The organism is Kribbella sp. NPDC051620 (assembly GCF_044453825.1).
Classification (GTDB): Bacteria; Actinomycetota; Actinomycetes; order Propionibacteriales; family Kribbellaceae; genus Kribbella.
The window spans coordinates 350,154-371,188 of sequence record NZ_JBITDB010000005.1; the positions used below are offsets into that span (position 1 = coordinate 350,154).

At 69.1% G+C, this 21,035-nt stretch carries 16 protein-coding genes; 3 read left to right on the plus strand and 13 right to left on the minus strand.

What is annotated here, in order from left to right; translation table 11 throughout:
• Positions 1 to 138: 138 nt before the first annotated feature.
• Positions 139 to 717, minus strand: a complete 579-nt coding sequence (locus tag ACIA12_RS26255; RefSeq protein ID WP_396369733.1) for a hypothetical protein — start codon at positions 715 to 717, stop codon at positions 139 to 141.
• On the minus strand, positions 714 to 3,374 hold the full coding sequence (locus tag ACIA12_RS26260; protein ID WP_396369734.1) for a hypothetical protein: 2,661 nt from the start codon (positions 3,372 to 3,374) through the stop codon (positions 714 to 716). The genes ACIA12_RS26255 and ACIA12_RS26260 overlap by 4 nt, the downstream gene beginning before the upstream one ends.
• A gap of 311 nt (positions 3,375 to 3,685) precedes the next feature.
• Between ACIA12_RS26260 and ACIA12_RS26265 the strand changes: the two genes are divergently transcribed.
• The gene (locus ACIA12_RS26265) at positions 3,686 to 5,932 is read left to right on the plus strand and encodes a kinetoplast-associated-like protein (RefSeq protein ID WP_396369735.1); all 2,247 of its coding nucleotides are present in this window, start codon (positions 3,686 to 3,688) and stop codon (positions 5,930 to 5,932) included.
• A 72-nt stretch (positions 5,933 to 6,004) separates the two neighbouring features.
• Positions 6,005 to 6,958, plus strand: a complete 954-nt coding sequence (locus tag ACIA12_RS26270; protein ID WP_396369736.1) for a hypothetical protein — start codon at positions 6,005 to 6,007, stop codon at positions 6,956 to 6,958.
• Positions 6,959 to 7,301: 343 nt separating this feature from the next.
• Here the strand turns inward: ACIA12_RS26270 and ACIA12_RS26275 are convergent, their stop codons facing one another.
• Positions 7,302 to 8,198 (minus strand): A/G-specific adenine glycosylase, encoded by an 897-nt coding sequence (locus ACIA12_RS26275; RefSeq protein ID WP_396370425.1) that lies wholly within the window; start codon positions 8,196 to 8,198, stop codon positions 7,302 to 7,304.
• Between the two features lie 143 nt (positions 8,199 to 8,341).
• On the opposite strand from ACIA12_RS26275, the gene ACIA12_RS26280 reads away from it, so the two are divergent.
• A complete protein-coding gene (locus tag ACIA12_RS26280) occupies positions 8,342 to 9,001 on the plus strand; it encodes a hypothetical protein (protein WP_396369737.1) in 660 nt (219 codons plus the stop codon).
• Here ACIA12_RS26280 and ACIA12_RS26285 read toward each other — a convergent pair.
• The 10 genes from ACIA12_RS26285 to ACIA12_RS26330 form a co-directional block, all read right to left on the minus strand.
• Complete coding sequence (locus ACIA12_RS26285; RefSeq protein WP_396369738.1) at positions 8,998 to 10,506, minus strand: DHA2 family efflux MFS transporter permease subunit; 1,509 nt, start codon at positions 10,504 to 10,506, stop codon at positions 8,998 to 9,000. The two genes, ACIA12_RS26280 and ACIA12_RS26285, sit on opposite strands and share 4 nt — an antisense overlap.
• Complete coding sequence (locus tag ACIA12_RS26290) at positions 10,482 to 11,054, minus strand: PadR family transcriptional regulator (RefSeq protein WP_396369739.1); 573 nt, start codon at positions 11,052 to 11,054, stop codon at positions 10,482 to 10,484. Before ACIA12_RS26290 ends, ACIA12_RS26285 begins: the two co-directional genes overlap by 25 nt.
• A gap of 137 nt (positions 11,055 to 11,191) precedes the next feature.
• A complete protein-coding gene (gene disA, locus ACIA12_RS26295; protein ID WP_363813838.1) occupies positions 11,192 to 12,286 on the minus strand; it encodes a DNA integrity scanning diadenylate cyclase DisA in 1,095 nt (364 codons plus the stop codon).
• Positions 12,287 to 12,542: 256 nt separating this feature from the next.
• Positions 12,543 to 13,481 carry a beta-ketoacyl-ACP synthase III gene (locus tag ACIA12_RS26300; RefSeq protein ID WP_396369740.1) on the minus strand — a complete coding sequence of 313 codons (939 nt, stop codon included), beginning with the start codon at positions 13,479 to 13,481 and terminating at the stop codon, positions 12,543 to 12,545.
• A 150-nt stretch (positions 13,482 to 13,631) separates the two neighbouring features.
• Positions 13,632 to 15,044 carry a DNA repair protein RadA gene (gene radA, locus ACIA12_RS26305; RefSeq protein WP_363813832.1) on the minus strand — a complete coding sequence of 471 codons (1,413 nt, stop codon included), beginning with the start codon at positions 15,042 to 15,044 and terminating at the stop codon, positions 13,632 to 13,634.
• 271 nt (positions 15,045 to 15,315) lie between these two features.
• On the minus strand, positions 15,316 to 16,614 hold the full coding sequence (locus tag ACIA12_RS26310; RefSeq protein WP_396369741.1) for a hypothetical protein: 1,299 nt from the start codon (positions 16,612 to 16,614) through the stop codon (positions 15,316 to 15,318).
• A complete protein-coding gene (locus ACIA12_RS26315; RefSeq protein ID WP_396369742.1) occupies positions 16,611 to 18,380 on the minus strand; it encodes a sugar ABC transporter permease in 1,770 nt (589 codons plus the stop codon). Before ACIA12_RS26315 ends, ACIA12_RS26310 begins: the two co-directional genes overlap by 4 nt.
• Positions 18,380 to 19,633, minus strand: a complete 1,254-nt coding sequence (locus ACIA12_RS26320) for an ABC transporter substrate-binding protein (RefSeq protein ID WP_396369743.1) — start codon at positions 19,631 to 19,633, stop codon at positions 18,380 to 18,382. Before ACIA12_RS26320 ends, ACIA12_RS26315 begins: the two co-directional genes overlap by 1 nt.
• Positions 19,623 to 20,171, minus strand: a complete 549-nt coding sequence (locus ACIA12_RS26325) for a hypothetical protein (protein WP_396369744.1) — start codon at positions 20,169 to 20,171, stop codon at positions 19,623 to 19,625. The genes ACIA12_RS26320 and ACIA12_RS26325 overlap by 11 nt, the downstream gene beginning before the upstream one ends.
• 117 nt (positions 20,172 to 20,288) lie before the next feature.
• On the minus strand, positions 20,289 to 20,987 hold the full coding sequence (locus ACIA12_RS26330) for a class I SAM-dependent methyltransferase (RefSeq protein ID WP_396369745.1): 699 nt from the start codon (positions 20,985 to 20,987) through the stop codon (positions 20,289 to 20,291).
• Positions 20,988 to 21,035: the final 48 nt, after the last annotated feature.

Below are 21,035 nucleotides of genomic sequence, written 5' to 3' on the forward strand. Positions count from 1 at the left end.
GAAATGTTCCAACCCACCTGAGGTCGCCAGGTGGGGAGGTTTCTGGCCGGCTGTGGGGAGGGTCGTACCCCCGAACAGGGCTATTTGCCTCCCCGGTCGGCGGTCGGACAGTGCGGGCGACGGATTCAGGCGGGTAAGTCAGCTTGGCCGGGTTGGCTCTGAGGTGGGTGGGCGGGGCGGCGTGGGGGCAGGGGGAAAGGGTGGGCGGTGGTGGAGGAGGCGGGTGTGGGCGGTGGTCAGGGCGTCGGTGGTGATGGGTGGGGAGTGGAGGTGGGGGGCTAGGAGGTGGGCTGAGGTGGTTAGGAGCCAGATGATGGCGGTGGTTAGGGCGAGGGTGGGGCCGGGGCCTGGCCAGGTGTCGGCTAGGGGGAGGTCCCGGGCCTGCCAGCAGCCGGTGAGGTAGAGGAGGGTGATGACGGCGGTGATCGCCGCGGTGGCTTGGGATTTCGGGCCGGGCGGTAGGGCGAGGGTGAGGATGGTGGCGAGGAGGCCGGCTGCCCAGGTGAGGGCGAGAGCTGGTTGGGTTTCGATGCCGAGTTGCCAGACGGACAGGCCGAGGCGGCGGCTGAAGGTCCAGGGGAGTAGCAGCGTGATACCGGTCGCGATGGCGGCGAGCAGCATCGCCAGGGCGAACCACCGATGCTGCTGAACGGCCAGTTCTCGTTCCAGTGCGTCGAGTTTCGGCGGGAGTTGCTCATCGGGTGGGATCTCGGTCATCGCGGATCCAGCCGGACAATGTCGTTGCCCAAGGCAAAGAACAGGGATCGGCCGATGACGGTGACCTCGTCGGCCGCCTGCGGTACACCCTGGGCTGGTCCGGCGATCGTGGTGATTCGCCCAGGACCTTCGACGCGGACCAGATGACTGCCGTCGTACCCCCAAAGCTTCCCGTCCGGACCAGCGAACCAGTCGCCGTCCGTGGTCCACTGACTCGGCGCGACACTGGTCGACGAGATCGGCCAGCCCGTGCTGGCTCCGCCGAACAGCACAGTGGTTCGCCCGCTCCGGCTCACCAGCACCAGCCGCTCGTCGAGCACCATCGCCGCATCCCCAGAACTCAGCTGGACCAGTCCATCCGGCCGCAGCCCGCCGGCGACTTGTACCCGGTTGACCTGCTCACCCGGCCCGTAGAAGTTGTACAGGTTCCCGCCGATCGCAGTGATGAGCCGATCCCCGGCAGCAGCCGCGAACTCACCCCGCTGGTTGGGCAGCCCGGGCGCAGGGTCCCGCACGACCTTGGCCGAGCCACCGACGAGATGGACGCCGATCTCGTTGGACGCGTTGCCTGGGCCGCTCATAGTCCACCAGACGCCGCCCAGGCCGTCCGGAGCCCACGCATGCGCCGCAATGGGCAGGCGGACCTGCACCAGCCGCCCATGCCCGTCCAGGCCCAGCTGAGTCGCCGTCCCCGTGGCCGCCTTCCCCGGCGGGTCCACCGGAGGCACAACGGGCACCACAGTCGCCCTGTACTCCGTACTCCCACCAGCCGGCGTCCGTCGATCGCACCGGGCGTCCGGCTCGGGTGCCGCCGGATACGACTCAGCAGCATCGGCAGCAGCCGTGATCTCCAGGACCTGGTCGCCACCACCCGGCGACGTCCCCAGCAACACCGACCCGTCCGGCCGTGCCTCGATGCTGTCCACCCCGGCGACGCCACCGGGCAACAGCCGCAATACGCCGTCGCGTGTGACAACTGCCGTCGGTGAACCACCACCCAGCCACACGTTGCCGCGTACATCGACAGCGAAGGCCTCGACCGTCAACGACGAGCTTGCCGCATCCCTACTCAGCGAACAGGCAGCAGGCGCGACTCCAGTGAGCTGCTGAGGCTTGGAGCCTGGACGGAGGACAGTCAGTCCCGTCCGACTGGTTCGCCAAGCAGTGGTGCCATCAGGCCCGGTAGACACGGCGTTGCCGGGTGCACCGGGTCCTGGGTCCACCACGTAGGCAGCGAGATCCAGGCCAGGGCGCAAGCGATCGGCCGGGATCTGCCAAGTCGTTGTGCCTCCCCAGATGACGATGGACCCGTCTGCATTGCGATGCGTGAGAGCGGGGCCCTGGCCGGTGGCAAGGACATCCACGTCTGGCGTTACGTAGTACGTGTTGTCGGGGTTCTTGTGGCTCAGGCTCACGTCAGCGGCCACTAGCGTCAGGGGGACGGCGAGGATTGCCCACGGTCGGTTGCCGGCTCCACCGGCGAGCATGACCATCTTGTTGTCCTCGACACCGAGCAATGCGGGTGGCGTCACGCCATGGCTCAAGGTGACCCGGGGGAACGCCACACCGTCCCGGTACGCGAACAGGGTCGACCCTTCCGAACCAGTACGACCGAGGAGCCACTGCCCCGGCGCACCGTCCAGCCTGCCGGCGATTGAGTCCAGCGGGTCCGACGTACCGATTGCGACGCGCATGCCGAGTCGGTCGACCAGTTGCCCGCCCTGCAGATCCAGCAGCCGATGCGGAATCCCTGCAAACGCTAGAGGTCTGTACTCCGGGCCTGCTGCAGCTGGTGCGAGTACTCCGGCCGTTGCGCCGACAGCCCCGGCCAGCAGGACTGCGAGGAGTTCGCGTCGACGAGCTTGTACGCCTAGGCCGAGCAGGACGACGCCGCATACGAGTGCGACCCATGCGCCGATCCCTGGTCGGTAGCCCACACCATCCGCTAGCTGGTCCGGTAGTTGGGCCAGAGCCGAGAGCACGCCGGCTACTGCGAGAGCGCCGGCTAGTACGGCCGCGGGCCGTAGTGCTGCCAGGTTGCGAGCTACGGCTGAGCAGAGGACGGCGACGGCGGCTAGGGCGAGTAGTACGGCCCAGGTCTCGGCGTACGGGATCTCCCAGAGCTGGACGCGGGCCACGCCGGCCTCTGCGCCGGCCGGACCGAGGGCCACGGGATCGAGGAGTTCGCGCCAGGGGAGGACGGTTGAAAGCAGCAGTGCTGCGGCCAGCGAGCCGGCGAGAACGGGGGCGACGACAGGGCGAGAGACCGGCGGAGGCTCGGTCGAAGAGGCCAGTTCGACGAAGATTGCTCGCAATTCGGACTGATCGAGACTTTCTTCGGACGAGTTTTCCCAGCCCTCGGAAGGGTCGCCGAACAGTGGTGAAACAGTCGGCAGACGGGTTGCCCAGTAGGTGGCGATGACCGCGGCCAAGGCGGCGGAGACAAGGAAACCGATCACAGCCGGTGAGGTGCCGCAGCCCGAGCGGCCCTGCCAGGCAAGGCCGGTCCATGCGGTCGCGGCGACGACGGTGACCGCCACCGCCCCCCAGCCACGGATCTGTCGGCGAAGGCCGATTCTGTCCGCAGACAAGCGATCTGCGAGTACCAGCGCGATCAGCGTCAGAGGCAGGCCGAGGGCCGCGCCGCGGCCGCTCACGGGTTGGGTCGTCGCTCGCCAGAGGTAACAGCCTGTGCTCGCGCTGTCCGGCAACAGGATGGCCACCGCGGAGACCACCGAGAGACACGCGAGGGTTACACCTTGCCACTGGGTTCGTCGTAAGGTCCTTCGGTGTGCCAGCTCCTCCGTCCGGAGCAGGGCCGCCGCGGCCTTCGATTCGGTGGGAAGATCGCGCAGCGGCATGAAAGAAAGTTAACCCGTCACTCGAACTCGCTCGTTGTAGCTACGTGACCACGGCTTTGGGACCCGGACTGTTGGAGAGGGGGCCGGAGATGGAATCATCTCGTCGCATGGACGCACCGCGTCTGCCGCTGACCCAGGAACCGGTCCCCGACGCCGGTTCCTTTGGCGTGCGGCAAGCGGGCGGGGTACTGGAGCGCGCGCAGCGGATCGCGGACACCCTGCGCGAGCAGGCGGAGTACGAGAACGACACCGCGCTGGAAGAGGCGGAGCGGATCCGCGCCGAGTCCGAGCGGCTGAAGGCCGAGGCCGAGCAGCATGCGCAGGAGCTGCGCGCGGCGGCCGAGCGGGAGACGCAGGCGCTCCGCACTGAGGTTGAGGAGCGGACGCAGGCGCTGCGCGCGGCGGCCGAGGAGGAGACGCAGGCGCTGCGTGCGGAGGCTGAGCAAGCGGTCCAGAAGCTGCGCTCCGATGCGCACTCCGGTGCCCAGCGACTGCTCAACGATGCCGAGCGTGCGGCCGAGCAGCTCCGGACCGAGTCCGAGGCCGAGGCCCATCGAGTCCGCTCCGAGGCCCAGGCCGAAGCCGAGCGGTTGCAGCACGAGTCGACGACCGCGGCCGAGAAGCTTCGCGCCGAGTCGACGGCAGCGGCTGAGTTGCTGCGGGCCGAGTCGACTGCTGCCGCCGACAAGCTGGTGGCCGATGCGACCGCCGAAGCCGATCGGGTCCGCTCGGAGGCGACGGCCGAGGCAGAGCGGGTGCGCAGCGAGGCGCAGACCGAGGCCGAGCGGTTGCGCACCGAGTCGACTGCCGAGGCGGAGCGGGTTCGGTCCGAAGCCACCGCGATGGCCGAGCGGCTCAAGGTCGAGTCGGAGAGCGCTGCTGAGGAACTGCGCAGCACGGTCGATGCCGAGGTGGCGAAGCGGCGCAGTGAGGTCGAGGCGGCCGCTGAGCAGTTGCACAGCGAGTCGCACGCGACAGCCGACCGGTTGCGCGAGGAGTCGCAGGCGGCCGCGGATCGGCGGATCGCCGCCGCCGAGGCGGAGGCCGCGCGGCTGAAGGAAGAAGCCGACGAGATCCTCGACGAGGCCAAACAGGCCCGCGAGGCGGCCGCCCAAGCGGTGGAACGAGCAAGTATCGAGGCCCAGCAGCTCGTCGCCGACGCCGGCGAGCAGGCCGCGCTGGTCTCGCAGGCAGCGGTCCGCAACGAGGCCGAGCTGATCGCCCGGGCCGAGTCCGAGGCGATCGCGCTGCGGACCACGGTCGAGCGCGAGGCCGAGACGGCCAGGGAGAAGTCCCGGGCACAGATCGCCGCCGCGCATGCCGAGATCGAGCGCCTGCGCGGTGAGAACCGGACCGAGCTCGAGCGCCGGACCGCGGAACTCGAGGAGACCGAGCGGGCCAAGCTGGCCGCCATCTCGCTCGAGATCGACAAGCTCCGCGCCGCCGCGGTCGAGGAGATCGCCGCGCGGAAGGCCGAGGCCGAGCAGGCCAACGAGCGGCTGATGGCCGACGCGCGAGCGCAGGCCAAGCTGGTCGTCGACAGCATCGAGGCAGACCGGCGTACGGCGTCCGCCGAGGCGCAGCGGATCGTCGAGGACGCCAACAAGGCAGCCGAGACCGCGCTCGCCGAGGCCGAGAAGCAGACCGCCTGGAGCAAGAAGACCGTCGACGACCTGGTCGCCACCGCCGAGCAGGAGGCCCGGGGGATCCGCGACCGGGCGGCGATCGAGGTCGCCGAACTGGCCCGCGCCAAGCGCGCGCACCTGCGCCGCGTGGTCAGCCGCTCGACCAGCCGGCTCAAGGAGACCCAGGCCGCAATCGCCAAGGAGAACGCGGAGCTGACCGCGCTCGCCGAGAAGACGCTCGCCTCCGCCAACGCGCAGGCCGAGGCGACGCTGGCCAGTGTCACCCAGCAGGCCGAGAAGGTGACCGCGCAGGCGCAGGCGAAGGCCGACCGGCTGAAGGCGAACGCCGAGGTCGAGGCCAAGGAGATCATCACCCGCGCCAACCGCCGCGAGGCGGAGGCCAAGGTCAGCACTCAGGTACTGCGCGAGCAGGCCGCGAACGATCTGGCCACCGCGCAGCGCCAGTCGCACGAGCTGATCCGCAAGGCGCGCGCCGAGGCCCAGGGCCTCGAGGCGCAGGCCCGCGAGCACTCCGACGAGCTGCGCCAGCAGGCCCGAAAACTTCTCGCCGACGCCGAGGCGAGAGTCGCGGCGCTGAACCAGCGCCGCGACGAGATCACCAAGGAGCTCACCCAGCTTTCGGGTGTGATCGAGGCACTCGCTATCCCTGGGTTCCACGCAGGTGGTGGAATGTCCGGTAGCGAGGGTTCCACGGGGGAATCAGGATGAGGGCGTGACAGTCAGATCCTTGTCAGTGACAATGTGTGATCCACCCACCCACCGAAGTGAGCATCAGAAGACATGAGCAGTGAATCCCCAACCCCGTTCCGCACCGTTCTGCGTGGCTACGAGCCTGCCCAGGTGGACCAGCACGTTCGTGAGCTGACCACCTCGCTGACCGCACTGCAGCAGCAGTCGGAGCAGCTGCAGCGCCACGTTCAGGAGCTGCAGTCCCGGACGGATGCGGCCGAGTCGGCCGTCATCACCGCCCAGGAGGACAACAAGGACCGCACTCCCACCTTCACCGAGTTCGGTGAGCGGGTCGCCAAGATCCTGTCGCTGGCCGACGACGAGGCGCGCGATCTGGTCACCCGGGCCCGTACCGACGCCGACGCGATCGTCGCCGACGCGGAGGCGCACGCCAAGAAGGTCCGCAAGGAGGCCGAGCAGTACTCGCTGGACTGGAAGAGCGAGGTCGACGCCGAGGCTGCCCGCATCCTCGAGGAAGCCCGCACCCAGGCCGATGACATGCGCGACGAGGCCGAGCGCGACGCCACCGCGCGCCGCAGCGAGGCCCAGGCGCTGTACGAGCAGGAGCGCGCCAAGTCCGCTCAGGCGGCGGCTGCCTTCGAGACCACCCTGGCCGAGCGCCGGGGCAAGGTCGAGCAGGAGTTCGCGGCCCGGACGGCACTGGCCGAGCAGCAGCTGGCGGCGGTCACCGACCGTGCGGCCCAGGTGCAGCGCGAAGCCGACCGGTCCCGGTCCGAGGCGGAGCGCCTGGCCCAGCAGCAGCTGGCCGACGCCAACCGTCAGGCGCAGGAGATCGTCGCGGCCGCGAAGGACAAGTCGGAGCGGATCCGGGCCGAGTCCGAGCGCGAGCTGGCCGCCGCGACCCAGCGTCGCGACAGCATCAACGCGCAGCTGACCAACGTCCGGCAGATGCTGGCCACGTTGTCCGGCAGCCCGGCGATGCCGCTGGACCTGCTCACCGACGACGCCGACGAGGCGACGGCGAACAGCAGCAAGAAGAACTGATCACCACCCGTACCACCCGCTGAGGCCGGCCCGACCCCGGGCCGGCCCCCAGCACCCACCCGGCCCCCGGGCCAGACGCAGCACGCCGTCCGCCTTGCGGCCGGTCGCTGCGCCCCGCCTGACCCGGGTTGGCCGCCACACCTCGCCCGATCGGCTCCAGCCGCTCGGGCTTTCGCGGCTCACCCGGCGACGGTCGGAAGCCGGTGCACCTCCGCTCGCCAGGCTTGTGTGGTTGGTGACAGCCGGGTGCCACTCGGTTAGCTCGCTTCGCGAGCGGTTGTGCGCGGCGGCTGGCCGCTTCGCGAGCAGGTGCGGGGGCTGGGCGAGCGGCTGTGGGTTGGGGTCAGGCGGGTAGGCGGTAGCTGTTTTTGGTTACTGGGTCGACGAGGCCGTCGGCTACCAGGCCGTCGAGGGCTCGTTCGCGTTGGGGTTGGTCGGGCCAGCAGGCGTCTAGGTCGGACTTCGGGACCGGGCCGTGGGCGGCTCTCAGGACTGCTAGTAGGCGGCCTCGGACCTGGCGGTCGGTGCCTTCGTAGGTTTGGCCCTTGCGGGGTGGGCCGTCGTAGGGCGGGCTGCCGGCTAGGACCCAGGCGCACTTGGCGCGGATCGGGCACTCGGCGCAGCGTGGGGTGCGGGCGGTGCAGACGAGGGCGCCCAGTTCCATCGTCGCTACGGCCCAGCGAGCGGCCGTGGGCTCGTCAGCAGGCAGTGCGGAGATTGCTAGCCGCAGGTCGGCGGCAGTGGGCGAGATGCTCGGCTGAGCCAGACCAGTGAGTGCCCGGGCGAAGACTCGACGCACGTTGGTGTCCACCACCGCATGCCGCTGCCCATACGCGAACGACGCGATCGCAGCCGCCGTATACGTCCCAACCCCCGGCAGCGCGAGCAGTGCCGCATGGTCGTCCGGTACTACGCCCCCGTGCTCCTCCACGATCGCCTTAGCAGCCGCATGGAGCCGCAGGGCCCTGCGTGGGTACCCCAGCCGGTCCCAAGCCCGCACAGCCTCACCTGGAGCCTCCGCAGCCAGGTCAGCCGGCTTCGGCCAGCGCTGCATCCACCGCTCGTACGCCGGGAGCACTCGAGCGACCGGTGTCTGCTGCAGCATGAACTCGCTGACCATCACCGCCCAGGCGCCGGCATCGGGCTCGCGCCAGGGCAGTGAGCGAGCATTCGCGGCATACCAGTCGAGCACCGGCCCATGCAGCGCCGAGGCCGAGCGCACCGCTGGGGTGGAGCGCAGCGCCGAGGCCGAGCGCGCCGCTGGGGTGGAGCGCGGTGCTGGGGCCGACGAGCGCACGGATGCTGAGCGTGGCGTGGGGCCTGGTGCGTGGGGGAGCGGCGAGTCTGACATGTCGAGCACAATCCTGACATTAAGGTTCGAACATGAGCAGCCTGCTCCGACCGGTCGGGCATCTGCCCGCCAGCGTGTACTGGTTCCGGCGCGCACTTGTGCTCGTCGTACTGGTGGCGCTGCTCTTCGTCCTGATCCGGGTGCTCGGCGGTGGCGGCGACCCGAAGAACTCCGCGGCCACGGACCCCGGCCAGAACCCTTCGTCCGGCCCGACCGCCATACCCACCCAGACGCCCAGCGCGAAGACCTCGGCGACGAAGAAGCCGACGGAGAAGCCGACGGAGACGGAGACCAACACCCCGAAGGACGTCACCTGCATCGGCAGAGACGTGAAGATCGAGGTCGTACCGGCCACCCGGACGCTCACCGCGGGCAACTCGATGAACCTGGTGATCCAGCTGAGCGCCGTCCGCGACGAATGCCGGGTCGTCGTCGACCCGACCGTGCTGTCGCTGACGATCACCTCCGGCAAGGACCAGATCTGGACCACCGAGCACTGCGAGAAGGTGGTTCCGCGAGCTACCCTGATCCTTGCCAAGGGCAAGCAGTCGACGGCGACCATCCCGTGGGACGGCCGCCGGTCGCGCCCCGGCTGCCTGCCCGGACAGTTGCAGGCCAAGCCGGGAACCTATGTGGCCAAGGCGGTCTACGACGGACGCGCCTCGACCGAACAGGCCTTCACGATCGTCTAACCCTCCACTACCCCTGTGGTAGCAGGGATGTCGGACGACTTGTTCATGAAGGACGGCTTGACGAAGAGCAGTGCCGCGGCGAACCCGATCAGCAGCACGGCCGCCGGCAGCACCATCGACTGAGCCATCGAGTCGCTGAAGCCCTGCCGTAGCGCCTCCGGCAGTTTGCCCGCGCCACCTTCGGCCGCCATCCCTTGCATAGCAGGGAGATTGGTGGCCAGACGCGACTCCATCAGTACGGCGATACCCGCGCTGCCCAGTACCGCGCCGACCTGCCGCGTGGTGTTGTAGACGCCCGCGCCGGCACCGGCCTGGTGCATCGGGAGGTTACGGGTCGCAGTACTGCCCAGCGGTGCCCACATGAAGCCGTTGGCGACACCGAGCAACGCGATCGGCAGCAGCAGCTTCCAGATCGCCACGTCCGGCTCGATCACCTGGCTGAGCCAGAACAACGAGACCGAACAGCACAGCAGGCCGAAGCCCGCGAGGTAACGCGGATGGGCCTTGTCCGTCAGGCGTCCCACGAATGGCGCGAGCATGCCGGAGATGACCGCCATCGGCACCAGCAGCAACGCCGAGCGGGTCGGGGTCAGCCCGCGAACGCTTTGCGCGTACAGCATCAGCGGGAACGTCATCGCGGTGATCGCGAAGCCGACCGTGGTGATCGCGGTGTTGGCCAGCGAGAAGTTGCGGTCCTTGAACAGCGACAGCGGCAGCAGCGGCTCGCCCTTGTTCTTCGCCTGCCAGAACAGGAAGATCCCGATCACCACCAGCCCGACGATGATCAGGCCCCAGACGGAGATCGGTCCGCTGATCTGGCCCCAGTCGTACTTCTGCCCTTCCTGGATGCCGAAGACCAGGCAGAACAGGCCGATCGACGACAGCGCGACGCCGACCAGGTCGAACTTGTGCTCGTGCGTCGGCAGGTCCGGGACCAGTCGCCAGGCCAGTACGAATCCGATGATGCCGATCGGCGCGTTGATGAAGAAGATCCACTGCCAGCCGAGCCCGTCGACCAGTACGCCGCCGAGGATCGGTCCGACCAGCGTCGCGACGCCGGCGGTCGCGCCCCACAGGCTCATCGCCTTGCCCCGCTGGTTCGCCGGGAAGATCCGGGTGATCACCGCCATCGTCTGCGGCGTCATCATCGATGCGCCGAGACCCTGGAAGACCCGGGCGATGATCAGCATCTCGATCGAGTTGGTCAGCCCGCACCAGACCGACGCGAGCGTGAACAGGGTCAGGCCGGTCAGGTAGAGCTTCTTCGGCCCGATCCGGTCGCCGAGCCGGCCGGTGATCAGCAGCGGTACGGCGTACGCGAGCAGGTAGGCGCTCGTCACCCAGACGACGTTGCCGACGTCGGTGTGCAGGTCGGTCAGGATCGAGGGGGTCGCCACCGAGACGATGGTGGAGTCGACCAGGATCATGAAGAAGCCCAGTACCAGCGCCCACAATGCCGGCCACGGCCGGACGTCGGGTGTCACTTGTTCGTGCGGTGCTGCCATGAAAGATCCTTGCTTTCTATCCGTTCGAGGAGGGTCGTCAGCCAGTCGCGTTCGGCGATCAGCACGGACCGGTTGAAGTCGGCGGCGAACCAGAACTGCTCCGGTACCTGCCGCTCGCGCGCGCCGGCGATCGCCGCTTCGAGGTCGGCGAGCTGGGCCTGGATCCCGTCCAGCCGGCGGTTCATCCGCTTGATCACGTCGTCGGTCTCGAGGTTGTGCGCCTCGCTCAGGACGACGGGGAACAGCGGGTACTCGTAGACGTAGTTCTCGATCCCGGTACGGACCCGCTCCTGTAGGGCCTCAGCCCCTGCGGTGGTGAGCTCGTAGGTCGTTCGCTCGGGCCGGTTCCCGGCGCGTTCGGTGCCGGTCGCCCGGACCAGTCCTTGGCCCGCGAGGCGTTCGACCGTGTGGTAGAGCGAACCAGGCTTGACCTTCAGCAGCCGGTCGTTCTTGCGCTGGAGCAGTAGCTGGTACATCTCGTAGGCGTGCATCTGCCGCTCGTGCAGCAAGGCCAGGACCGCGATGGCCAGTGGCGTCAGGTCGGCCAACAGATCCCCCGTTCCAACTATTCCGTGCGAACTATTCCACGTGGAGTATTGCTCAATCACGGCGGTTAGCGCAAGCACGAAAAACACGGCGCCGGCTGCAAAGGCCGGCGCCGCGTTACGGGAAGTGCGGAGAGTTTCTAGACGTAGCGCTCGAGGATGCTGGACTCGGCGAGGCGGGACAGGCCCTCGCGGACAGTGCGGGCGCGGTTCTCACCGACGCCGTCGACGGTCTGCAGGTCGTCGATGCTGGCGGCGAGCAGCTTCTGCAGGTGGCCGAAGTGCTCGATCAGGCGGTCGATGACAGCGCCCGGGAGGCGCGGCACCTTGGCCAGCAGGCGGTAACCGCGCGGGGTGACAGCCGCGTCGAGCTGCTCGGCGCCACCGAGCTGCAGGGCGCGGGCGACCTGGCCGATGTCGAGCAGATCGGTCGGGCTGACGGCGTCGAGCTCGAGCAGGACGTCCTCGGCCGTCTTCGGACGGCGACCGGCCGCGGGTGGCAGGTAGTCACGGACGACGAGCTCGCGTTCGCCGGCGACACCGGCGACGAGCTCGTTGAGCTGCAGGGTGAGCAGCCGGCCGTCGGTGCCGAGCTCGACGACGTACCCGTCGATCTCGGTGGCGATCCGGCGGACCATCTCCAGCCGCTGGGCGACGGCGGCGACATCGCGAACCGTGACCAGGTCCTCGATCTCGAGCGCGGACAGCGTGCCGGACACCTCGTCGAGGCGCAGCTTGTACCGCTCGAGGGTGGCCAGTGCCTGGTTCGCCCGGGACAGGATGGCGCCGGAGTCCTCGAGCACGTAGCGCTGGTCGTCGACGTACAGGGCGATGATGTGCATCGACTGGGAGACCGAGATGACCGGGAAGCCGGTCTGCCGGGCGACCCGGTCGGCGGTCCGGTGCCGGGTGCCGGTCTCCTCGGTGTGGATGGACGGGTCCGGCATCAGATGGACGGCGGCGCGCAGCATCTTGGACACATCGCGGTCGAGGATGATCGCGCCGTCCATCTTGCTCAGCTCACGCAGGCCGGTGGCGGTGAACTCGACGTCGATCGCGAAGCCACCGGTGGAGATGGAGTCGACCGTCTTGTCCTGGCCGAGCACCAGCAGGGCACCGGTCCGGCCCCGCAGGATCCGTTCCAGGCCTTCACGCAGTTCGGTACCGGGCGCCACGGCGGCGAGGGTCGCGCGCATCCGGGCGTCGGTGCTGTTCTTGTCGGAATTCGGGGCCACGGTCCCTGAGTCTATGCGGCGCGGCGGCGTACTGTGACCGACCCACCAGCTTTGCGGGCCGGTGGGCTCCGGCGATCCGGTCGCGTTTGCAAACGCACGTGCATCGCATCGTGCAACCGCATCGTGCAGTGGTCGGCTGAGCGTCGTTTCGGTACTCGACGGCCCGGAAGGTGATCGGGGGCGGTGGCCGATCACCAATCGGGTAACAGCCGAAGCAACTCTCGCCGTACCGCGTGTCGTTCGCGCCAGGCCGGTACTACGGGCAGCGGATGATCTGTCCCGCGTACGAAAGGCCGCCGCCGAACCCGAACAGCAGCACCGGCGCACCGGCCGGAATCTCGCGCCGCTCGACCAGCTTGGACAGCGCGATCGGGATGCTCGCGGCCGAGGTGTTGCCGGACTCGATCACGTCGCGGGCGATCACCGCGTTGACCGCGCCGAGCCGCTTGGCCAGTGGCTCGATGATCCGCAGATTGGCCTGGTGCAGGACGACGCCGCCGAGTTCCTCGGGGGTGACGCCACCCTTCTCGCAGACCTGCCGCGCGATCACCGGCAGTTGGGTGGTGGTCCAGCGGAAGACGCTCTGGCCCTCCTGGGCGAACTTACCGTCGCGGCCCTCGATCCGGACCGCCTCCGACATCTCCGGCACCGAACCCCAGACGACCGGCCCGACCTCCGGCTCGTCGCTGGCGACCAGGACGGCCGCGCCGGCGCCGTCGCCGATCAGCACGCAGGTGGTCCGGTCGGTCCAGTCGGTGAAGTCGCTGAGCTTCTCGACGCCGATCACGATCGCCTTGGAGGCCGCGCCGGCCCGGATCGCGTGGTCGGCGGTGGCGAGCGCGTGGCTGAAGCCGGAGCAGGCGGTGTTCACGTCGAGCGCGGCGGGGCTGCCCAGACCGAGCCGAGCGGCCACCCGGGCGGCGATGTTGGGGGAGCGGTCGATCGCGGTACAGGTCGCGACGACGACCAGGTCGATCTCGGCGAGGTCGATGCCGGCGTTCGCGACGGCCTTCTCGGCGGCCCGCCAGGCCATCTCGTCGACCTGCTCGTCCGGCGCCGCGATCCGGCGTTCCTTGATCCCGACCCGGCTGTGGATCCACTCGTCGTTGGTCTCGACCATGGTGGACAGCTCGGCGTTGGTGAGCACCCGCTCGGGCTGGTAGTGGCCGAGGGCGACAACTCTGGAACCGGTCATCTCGCGTGCTCCTCCGGGAGGGGACGGCCAGGGCGGTTGGCCGTTTGGTTGGGGCCCTCTCAGAATACGTTCCTTACTACTGACGCGTAGATACCCGTCTCACCGTCACACCCTCGCTGTGAACTGGACCACAGGGTCCAACTGAGGTGCTCAGGTGAGGCCGGCGGCGGTCAGGGCGGCGCGGATGTCGCCGGCGGCGAAGGTGCGCAGGCCGTACTTGGCCTCGATGTCCATCGGCTTGGACTCCTTGGAGCGGTTCGGCACGTCGGCCGGGATGATCGCCTTGGTGAAGCCGAGCCGGGCTGCCTCGGCCAGCCGCTTCTCCAGGCCGCCGACGCGGCGGACCTCGCCGGCCAGGCCGACCTCGCCGATCGCGATCAGGCCGGGGTGGATCGGCTTGTCCATCACCGAAGACGCGACCGAGATGGCGACCGCGAGGTCCGCGACCGGCTCGGTGATCTTCACCCCGCCGACGGTCGCGACGTACACCTCCTGGTCGGTCAGCTTCAGCCCCGCTCGGTTGCCCAGCACGGCCAACACCATCGCGACCCGGGACGACTCGAGCCCTGACGTCGTACGCCGGGGTTGTGGTGCCGCCGATGGTCCGACCAGGGCCTGTACTTCGGCCAGCAGCGGCCGGCGTCCTTCCATCATCACCGTCACGCAGGTGCCCGCGACCGGCTCGGCGTGCTCGGACACGAACAGGCCGGTCGGGTCGCTCACCTCGACGATGCCGGTGTCGACCATGTCGAAGCAGCCGACCTCGTCGGACGGGCCGAACCGGTTCTTGGTCGCGCGCACCATCCGGAACCCGGAGTGCCGGTCGCCGTCGAACGCGAGCACCACGTCGACCAGGTGCTCCAGCATGCGTGGTCCGGCGATTGCGCCGTCCTTCGTCACGTGGCCGACCAGGACGACGGCGATGTTGCGCTCCTTGGCGAGCCGGACGAGTGCGCCGGTGACCTCGCGGACCTGGGTGACACCGCCTGGGGCGCCGTCGACCTCGGGGTGCGCCATCGTCTGCACGGAGTCGATCACCAGGAAGGTCGGGTCGACGGCGTCCACCTGGCCGACGACTGCTCCGAGATCTGTCTCGGCTGCGAGGTAGAGCTCGTCCACCAACGCGTCCGTACGTCCAGCTCGGAGCCGGACCTGGGCTGCTGACTCTTCGCCGGAGACATACAACGTGCGTTGTCCGCGTCGCGCGGACTGTGCGGCAACTTCGAGCAACAGCGTTGACTTGCCGACACCGGGCTCGCCGGCGAGGAGGATGACGGCGCCCGGAACGACTCCACCACCGAGCACGCGGTCGAGCTCACCGATCCCGGTCGGCCGCGACTCCGCCTCGACCGCCGACACCTTGCCGATCGGCATCGCGGGTGACGACACCGGTCCTGCCGTGATCCGAGCGGCCTTGGGCGCGCCGACCTCGGCGACCGTCCCCCACGCTTGGCACTCTCCGCATCGCCCGATCCAGCGCGCGGTCGTCCACCCACACTCGCTACACGCGAACGGCGACTTCCCCGCCGCCTTGGACCTGGTCGACCCCGCTGCCTTCACCATTCCCACAACCTAATTCACCCCACCGACAAACCCGAGTTCCCCATCCACAGCCAATGGCTGGGCTTAAGGCGAGGTGGGTCCGTGCAGCCGCCGACGAGGAGTGGGCGGTGGCTCGCCGCGGTTGGTGGTTGGGTTTAAGGCGAGGTGGGTCGGAGTCGCCACCGACGAGGTGCCGGGGACAGAGGCTCGCGAGAGCTCGTGGCTGGGTTCAGGCGGCTGAGTCGGAGCGGCCGGCGACGTTGCGAGCGGCGGGTGGTGTGCGGGTGGGCGGTCAACGCAGGAGCCGGGAGAGTTGGCGGCGGAGCCAGGTGGTGGGGGTTGGGTGGGGTGGGGTTTCGGGGGGTGGTGGCTGTTCGGTGGGGTCGCGGGCTGCTTTTAGGTAGTGGGTGAGGAGGGGGTGGGCTGTGGTGCCGCCGCGGAGTTCGGCGCTTTGTTCTAGGAACGCTCGGGCGTTGTCGGGGAGCTTGTTGACGATCTCGGCCGAGCCGAGATGCTGGAGGCAGCGGGCGCGGCCTTCGGGTTCGTCCACCTCGGCGTACAGGTTCGCGGCCTCTCGCCACCACTGTTTGGCTTCTTTGGGGCTTCGCTGCATCCAGGCCGCTACGCCATGCAGCTCCAAGGCGTGGGCGCGTGCGCTGGCGTCGCCGGTGGCAGTAGCGCGCGCGGCGGCGGCTCGTAGCCGGTCCAGCGCGCTTTCAGGGTCCTGTTGGTAGAGGTGGACGATCGCCAGGTTGATCTGGATGGCGATCTCCCCGGCCAGGTCCGGCCCGGGCCGCCGCAGCCGTGCGTCGTCCAGCCGGTCCCGTGCGTTCAGTACCGCCTCATCCCGGTCGCTGCCGGCCGGCGCCTGCTCGGCCCGCGCCAGATGCAGCAGCGCCCGCTCCACCTGCCGGCGAGTGGTCAGCGCCGCCGCCGTCCGGCCACGTGTCGCCACATTGGAGGACACCCCGAGCCGAGTGCTCGCCGTCTCCAGATCACCCATCAACCGGTACGCCGTTGCCGCCCGCGCCGCTGCGAGTTCGGTCAGATCACGCCGGCCGCACCCATCACCCACCGCCGCCAGCAGCTCGCTGAGCTCCAGCAGCCCACGACTGTCCGGCCGCCGCAGGTACCAGGCCTCCAGCGCATCGCAGATCCGCGCGATGTCGTCCGCGTTCTCCTCCCGCGCCTTTTCGGCGGCCAACAGCGACCGCAGCCGCGGTTCCTCCTGCTGGAACCACTCCGACGCAGCCAGCCCACCCGTATCCGAGCCGAGCGAAACCAGCCACTGCTCAGCCTCCTCCGCGGCAACATGCAGCTCACCCGGCTCACGCGGTGTCCGGGATCGCCAGCGCCGATACCGCCGCAACCCGACCGGAGCGTTGTAGATCGCCCAGATCAGCGCCAAGACGATCGTCAGGCTGATCCCCGCCACCTTGATCCAGCCGCTGCTGTCGATGCTCTGGGAGAGCTTGTCACCGGCCAGTCCGGACAACAGCCCGGCTGCGAGCGCACTGATCCCGAGGATGTCGCCCCGTCGCCGCGGCTGCTTGTCAGACTGCTCCGCCTTGTCCGGAGGCTCAGGCGTCACGGCTTGCTCCCCACGGTCAGCCCGCGCACGACCGTCCGCCAGAACGTCAGCAGCAGCGCGACCGGCACCACCGACGCCACGACGGCCGCAGCGGCCACTGTCCCGCTGGAGGCCGAGAACTGCCGGGCCTCTCCCCACAACACCAGCGACAGCGGCGTAGTGCCGGGTCCACTGATCAGGAAGCCGACGATGAAGTCGTTCCACACCAGTGCGAACTCCAGCACGGCCACGGCAACCAGAGCTGGCCGGTACGTCCGTTGCACAGTAGCCAGTACTGCGCTCTGCCGAGCCGGCCCCTGCAACGCCTCAGCCACCAGCACCGGCGGCGCCGACGCAAACGCCGACCGCAGCAGCAGTACTGCGAACGGCAACCCCGCTGCCGCGTGTACCAAGGCCAACGCGACCCGAGACCCGGCCAACCCCGCCGCACCGATCGCATCCCGCAGTGGCGCGGCATACATCTGCACCGGCGTCACCGCGAGCACCACAAAGGATGACGAGACCAACCGCCCGAGCCAGTGCGGCAACCCACCCCAGGCCACCAGGTACGCAGTAGGCACCGCAATCACCAGCAAAACAAGGGTTGCCACCGCAGAGATCAACAGTGTCGACAGCAGCGCCCGCAGCAAGCCCGCATTGACGGCGGCCGTGAAGGACTCCACCCCGATCCCCTCGAGCGACCACCAGCCGCGCAGCCCAGCCTCCCGTGGCGAGTGCAGCGCAGTAGCAACCAGTACGACGGCCGGCAGGATCCAGACCAAGCTCACTGCGAAGCCGACCGTCCACCCGATCCGCCGCACCCGACGGCTAGGCCTGGAGCGCGCCAGGGAAGGCCGGATCACACTGACCGGCATCGCCCACCGCCGTCGCCGCAACCCGCGGACACCGATCACCGCGACAGCAGCCACGATTGCGAACAACACCACGCCCAGAGCCGCAGTACGACCGGCAGGCTCGCCCGTGCTGGTTGCGCGCCACCAGTTCAACCCCAGTACGTCGGCATCGCGCTGCATCGGCCCGGGGACGACGATGAGAACCAGGTCGAACACCCGCACCGCCGCAATGACCAGGGTCAGCGTCACCACGCCAGTGATCGGCCTGAGCAAAGGCAGCTCCAGGGCCAGCAGTCGTCGCCACCCGGTGACGCCCTCAACCGCCAAGGTCCGGCTGACGTCATCCGGGATCGCGTCCAGGCCCGCCCGGAACAGCGACACGACGTACCCGAGCCAGGTCCAGCCGAACGCCGACACCAGCACCAGCCAGAACAGCCCCGGCCCGAGCCATACCGGGCTGGAGCCGAACAGCTTGGTCCAGACCGCTGTCATCGTGCCGCGCTCGGGTGTCGCGTCGTAGATCAGCCGGAAGGTCGCGCCTGACACGAGCACCGAGACAGCGAACGGAATCACCAACGCCGGCTGGAGGAACGTCGACAACCCCGGCAGCCGGTAGCTGACCAGAGCCAGCAGGAAGCCGACCACGACCAGCCCGAGCGCCACCGCGATCCACGCCAGACTGTTGCCAACGGCATGCAATGCGGCCGGATCGCCCATCACCGCGAAGTTCCCGAGCCCGAACGAGCCATCCGGACGCTGGAACGCGGCCACTACGGTCACCGCGATCGGAACCAGCAGCAAGCAGCTCAGCAGCAGCGCCGGAAGCCCAAGCAAATAAGGGCCCAGTGGCCGTCGTGGCTTGCCAGGCACGGGACGGCCGCTGATCTCGCGCCCAACGATCTCGAGGGTCAGGCCGTTGCTCTGCAGCCCCATCAGCCCTCCACCTTCTTCAGTTCGGCCAGCGCGTCGTCAACGGCCTCCGGTACGACGTCGCTACCGCGGCCGCCGATCCGGACGAGAAAGTCGGTCAGTACTCGCCAGAGGCCGTTGATGTCGCCCAGTCGCCCGAGCCGGTCGGACAGGTCGAACTGCAGCAATGCACCGGGCGCCACCAGCTGCTTGGCGAGCCGGGTGAGCTCAGGGGAGTACCCACTGGTGACGCCGTCCGCCAGGAAGCCGCCCTCTGCGATCCACGGGTCCACAGCGGCTGGTGCGGCCAACCGGCGTACCAGGTCGCGGGCATCGTCGCTGGTCGGCTTGGGCAACACCATCACGTCGCCACCGACCACCACTGGTGGGGCTGCGCCGGGACTGATCGACGGGAAGGTGAAGATGCCGATGTCATCAGGGTCTGCGGCGAAGGAGCGCACTACTGGTTCGGCGAAGTCGGATGCGAGCACCATTGCCGCCCGGCGATGCCCGAAGACCTCCACGATCGCATCGGGGAACTGCTGCACCAGCGACCGCTCCACGCCGCCCGCCAGCGTGCCAGGTGCCGACCACATCGTCCCCAGGAGTCGCAGAGCCGCAGCAAAGCCAGGCTGCTCGGATGGCCGTGGATGCGCGGCCGTGGCCAGCGCTCGGTAGGTGGACGGCGAGGAGCCCAGCAGTACGTTCTCCAAGAAGTCAGTGAGCACCCAGCCATCGCCAGCAGCTAGTGACAATGGCCTGATGCCTTCACTCGACAAGGCCCTGTTCACCGCGAGCCACTCGCTCCACTGGGTGGGCGGCTGGAGTCCCGCCTTCTCCAGTACCGACGGCCGGTACCAGACCGCAGACTTGTGAGCTGTCTTGAAGGGCAGCCCGTACGTCGTGCCGTCGACGACCAGTAGCTCGTCCCAGAGCCGGGCCCGGCCCCGATCGGCCAAGTCTTCCGGCATCGATTCCAGATCCTTCTGGTGAGCTGGGACGAGCCCTGGCTGCGGGAGCATCACCAGGTCAGGCCGGCGAGCAGAGCGCGGTCCGAAGGCGGTGGAGATGTCGTCGCCGAGCGGGACGACCTCGACCGGGTAGTCCAGCGGCCCGAGCCTGTCGAGCACTGAGTGGAAGGCACGCAGCTCCTGACCGCTCCAGCTCACAGCGATCCGTACCGGCCGGCGTAGGCCGAGTACATCCGCGGTACCGGAGCAGCCGGTGGCCAGGAGTACGGCGGAGGCGCCCAGGAAGGCGCGGCGGCTAGTCGGCATGCTGGAACCCCGTAGTACGGGCTGGGTCGGTGGTGATGAGCAGGAGGGTCGGGAACCACAGCTCCGGGTTCTCGAACCACAGCAGTGATCCCCAGGTCGGCAGGCCGGCCGCGTCCTCCAGAACGATCGCGGTGGGGTGCGCACGAAGCGCACGGGCTACTCCAGCAAGTCGGCGACGCCCGGGGGTGATCTCGTGGGGGTAGCGGTCCAGCACGTCTCCCAGGCCGCAACGGGCTGCGGTCTCGCGGCTCTCGTCCTCTGCTGCCCGCCGGGTGACTCGGTGGGTCACGGTGTGGCCGTGGACGATGTTGCCGAGCACGTCCAGGTGAGGTAGCAGGCCACCTTCGGCCGGTACGAGCCGGATGGCGCCGCTGCACTCGATGGTCGCGTTCGGCGAGGGCTCCTCCAGCCCGCTGATCAGATCGGCCAGCAGGCGCGCAGTAGTCGCATCCTGAACGACCAGGGCTCGCTGCTCGCCTCGGACAAGCTGAAGCCGCCGCGGCAGACCAGGCAACCCCTCGAGCAGCAGTCCGTCCATTCCGGCCTGGCGCCTCCTACGTCGGTGCGACTGCTCACCGTAGTGGAGGCTTGGGTCTCTCGCAGCTTCAACGCGTGCCGCCGGCGACCGGGGTGGTGGGGTGGGGAAGGTATTGGCTCAGTAGGTCTTGCTCCAGAGGTTGATCGCGTAGTCGACCTCGAGGCCGGTGTGGGAGGCGATGTACCGCTCGGCGTCAGCAGGTTTGAACTCGATCCTGATCACAGCCTCCAGGTCCTCGCGGCGTTCGAACCGCCAGCCCATGTCGAGCGGAGTCCGTTGCCAGCCACGGCTGAGCCAGAAGCGCTCCACCTCAGCAGGCTTGATCATCGGGTAGCTCTGGCTGAACCAGCGACCGAAGGTCGACCGCGAGCCGTCGTTGTCGATCACGAACGCGGTCCCGCCGCGGCGCATCACCCGGTCCAGCTCGGCCAGCCCCGGCTCGCTGCCCGGCCCGAAGAAGTACGCCCAGCGCGCATGCATCACGTCGATCGACGCATCCGGAACCGGCAGCTTCTGCGCCGTCCCCTGCCGGACCTCGACGTTCGGAAGTTCCCTGGTACGCCGACGCGCGGCGGCCGCGAGCTCGCCGTGTGGCTCGACCCCGATCACCCGACCGGCCGTGGCGGCGAACAGCGGCAGGTGGAACCCGGTCCCACAGCCCAGGTCCAGCACGGTCGCCCCGGCCCAGTCGCGGATCGACAGCATCGCCGGCTCGATCACGCCGTCCGGATCGACAGCGCGGTTCTCCACTTCGTACACGGCCGGGTGGTGCCAGATGTTGGGACTCGGGATCCCGCCGTCCGCTATGTTCGCCACGCCGCAACCCTAATCAACCGCCCACGGAGGACCTCGTGCAGCGTCGCG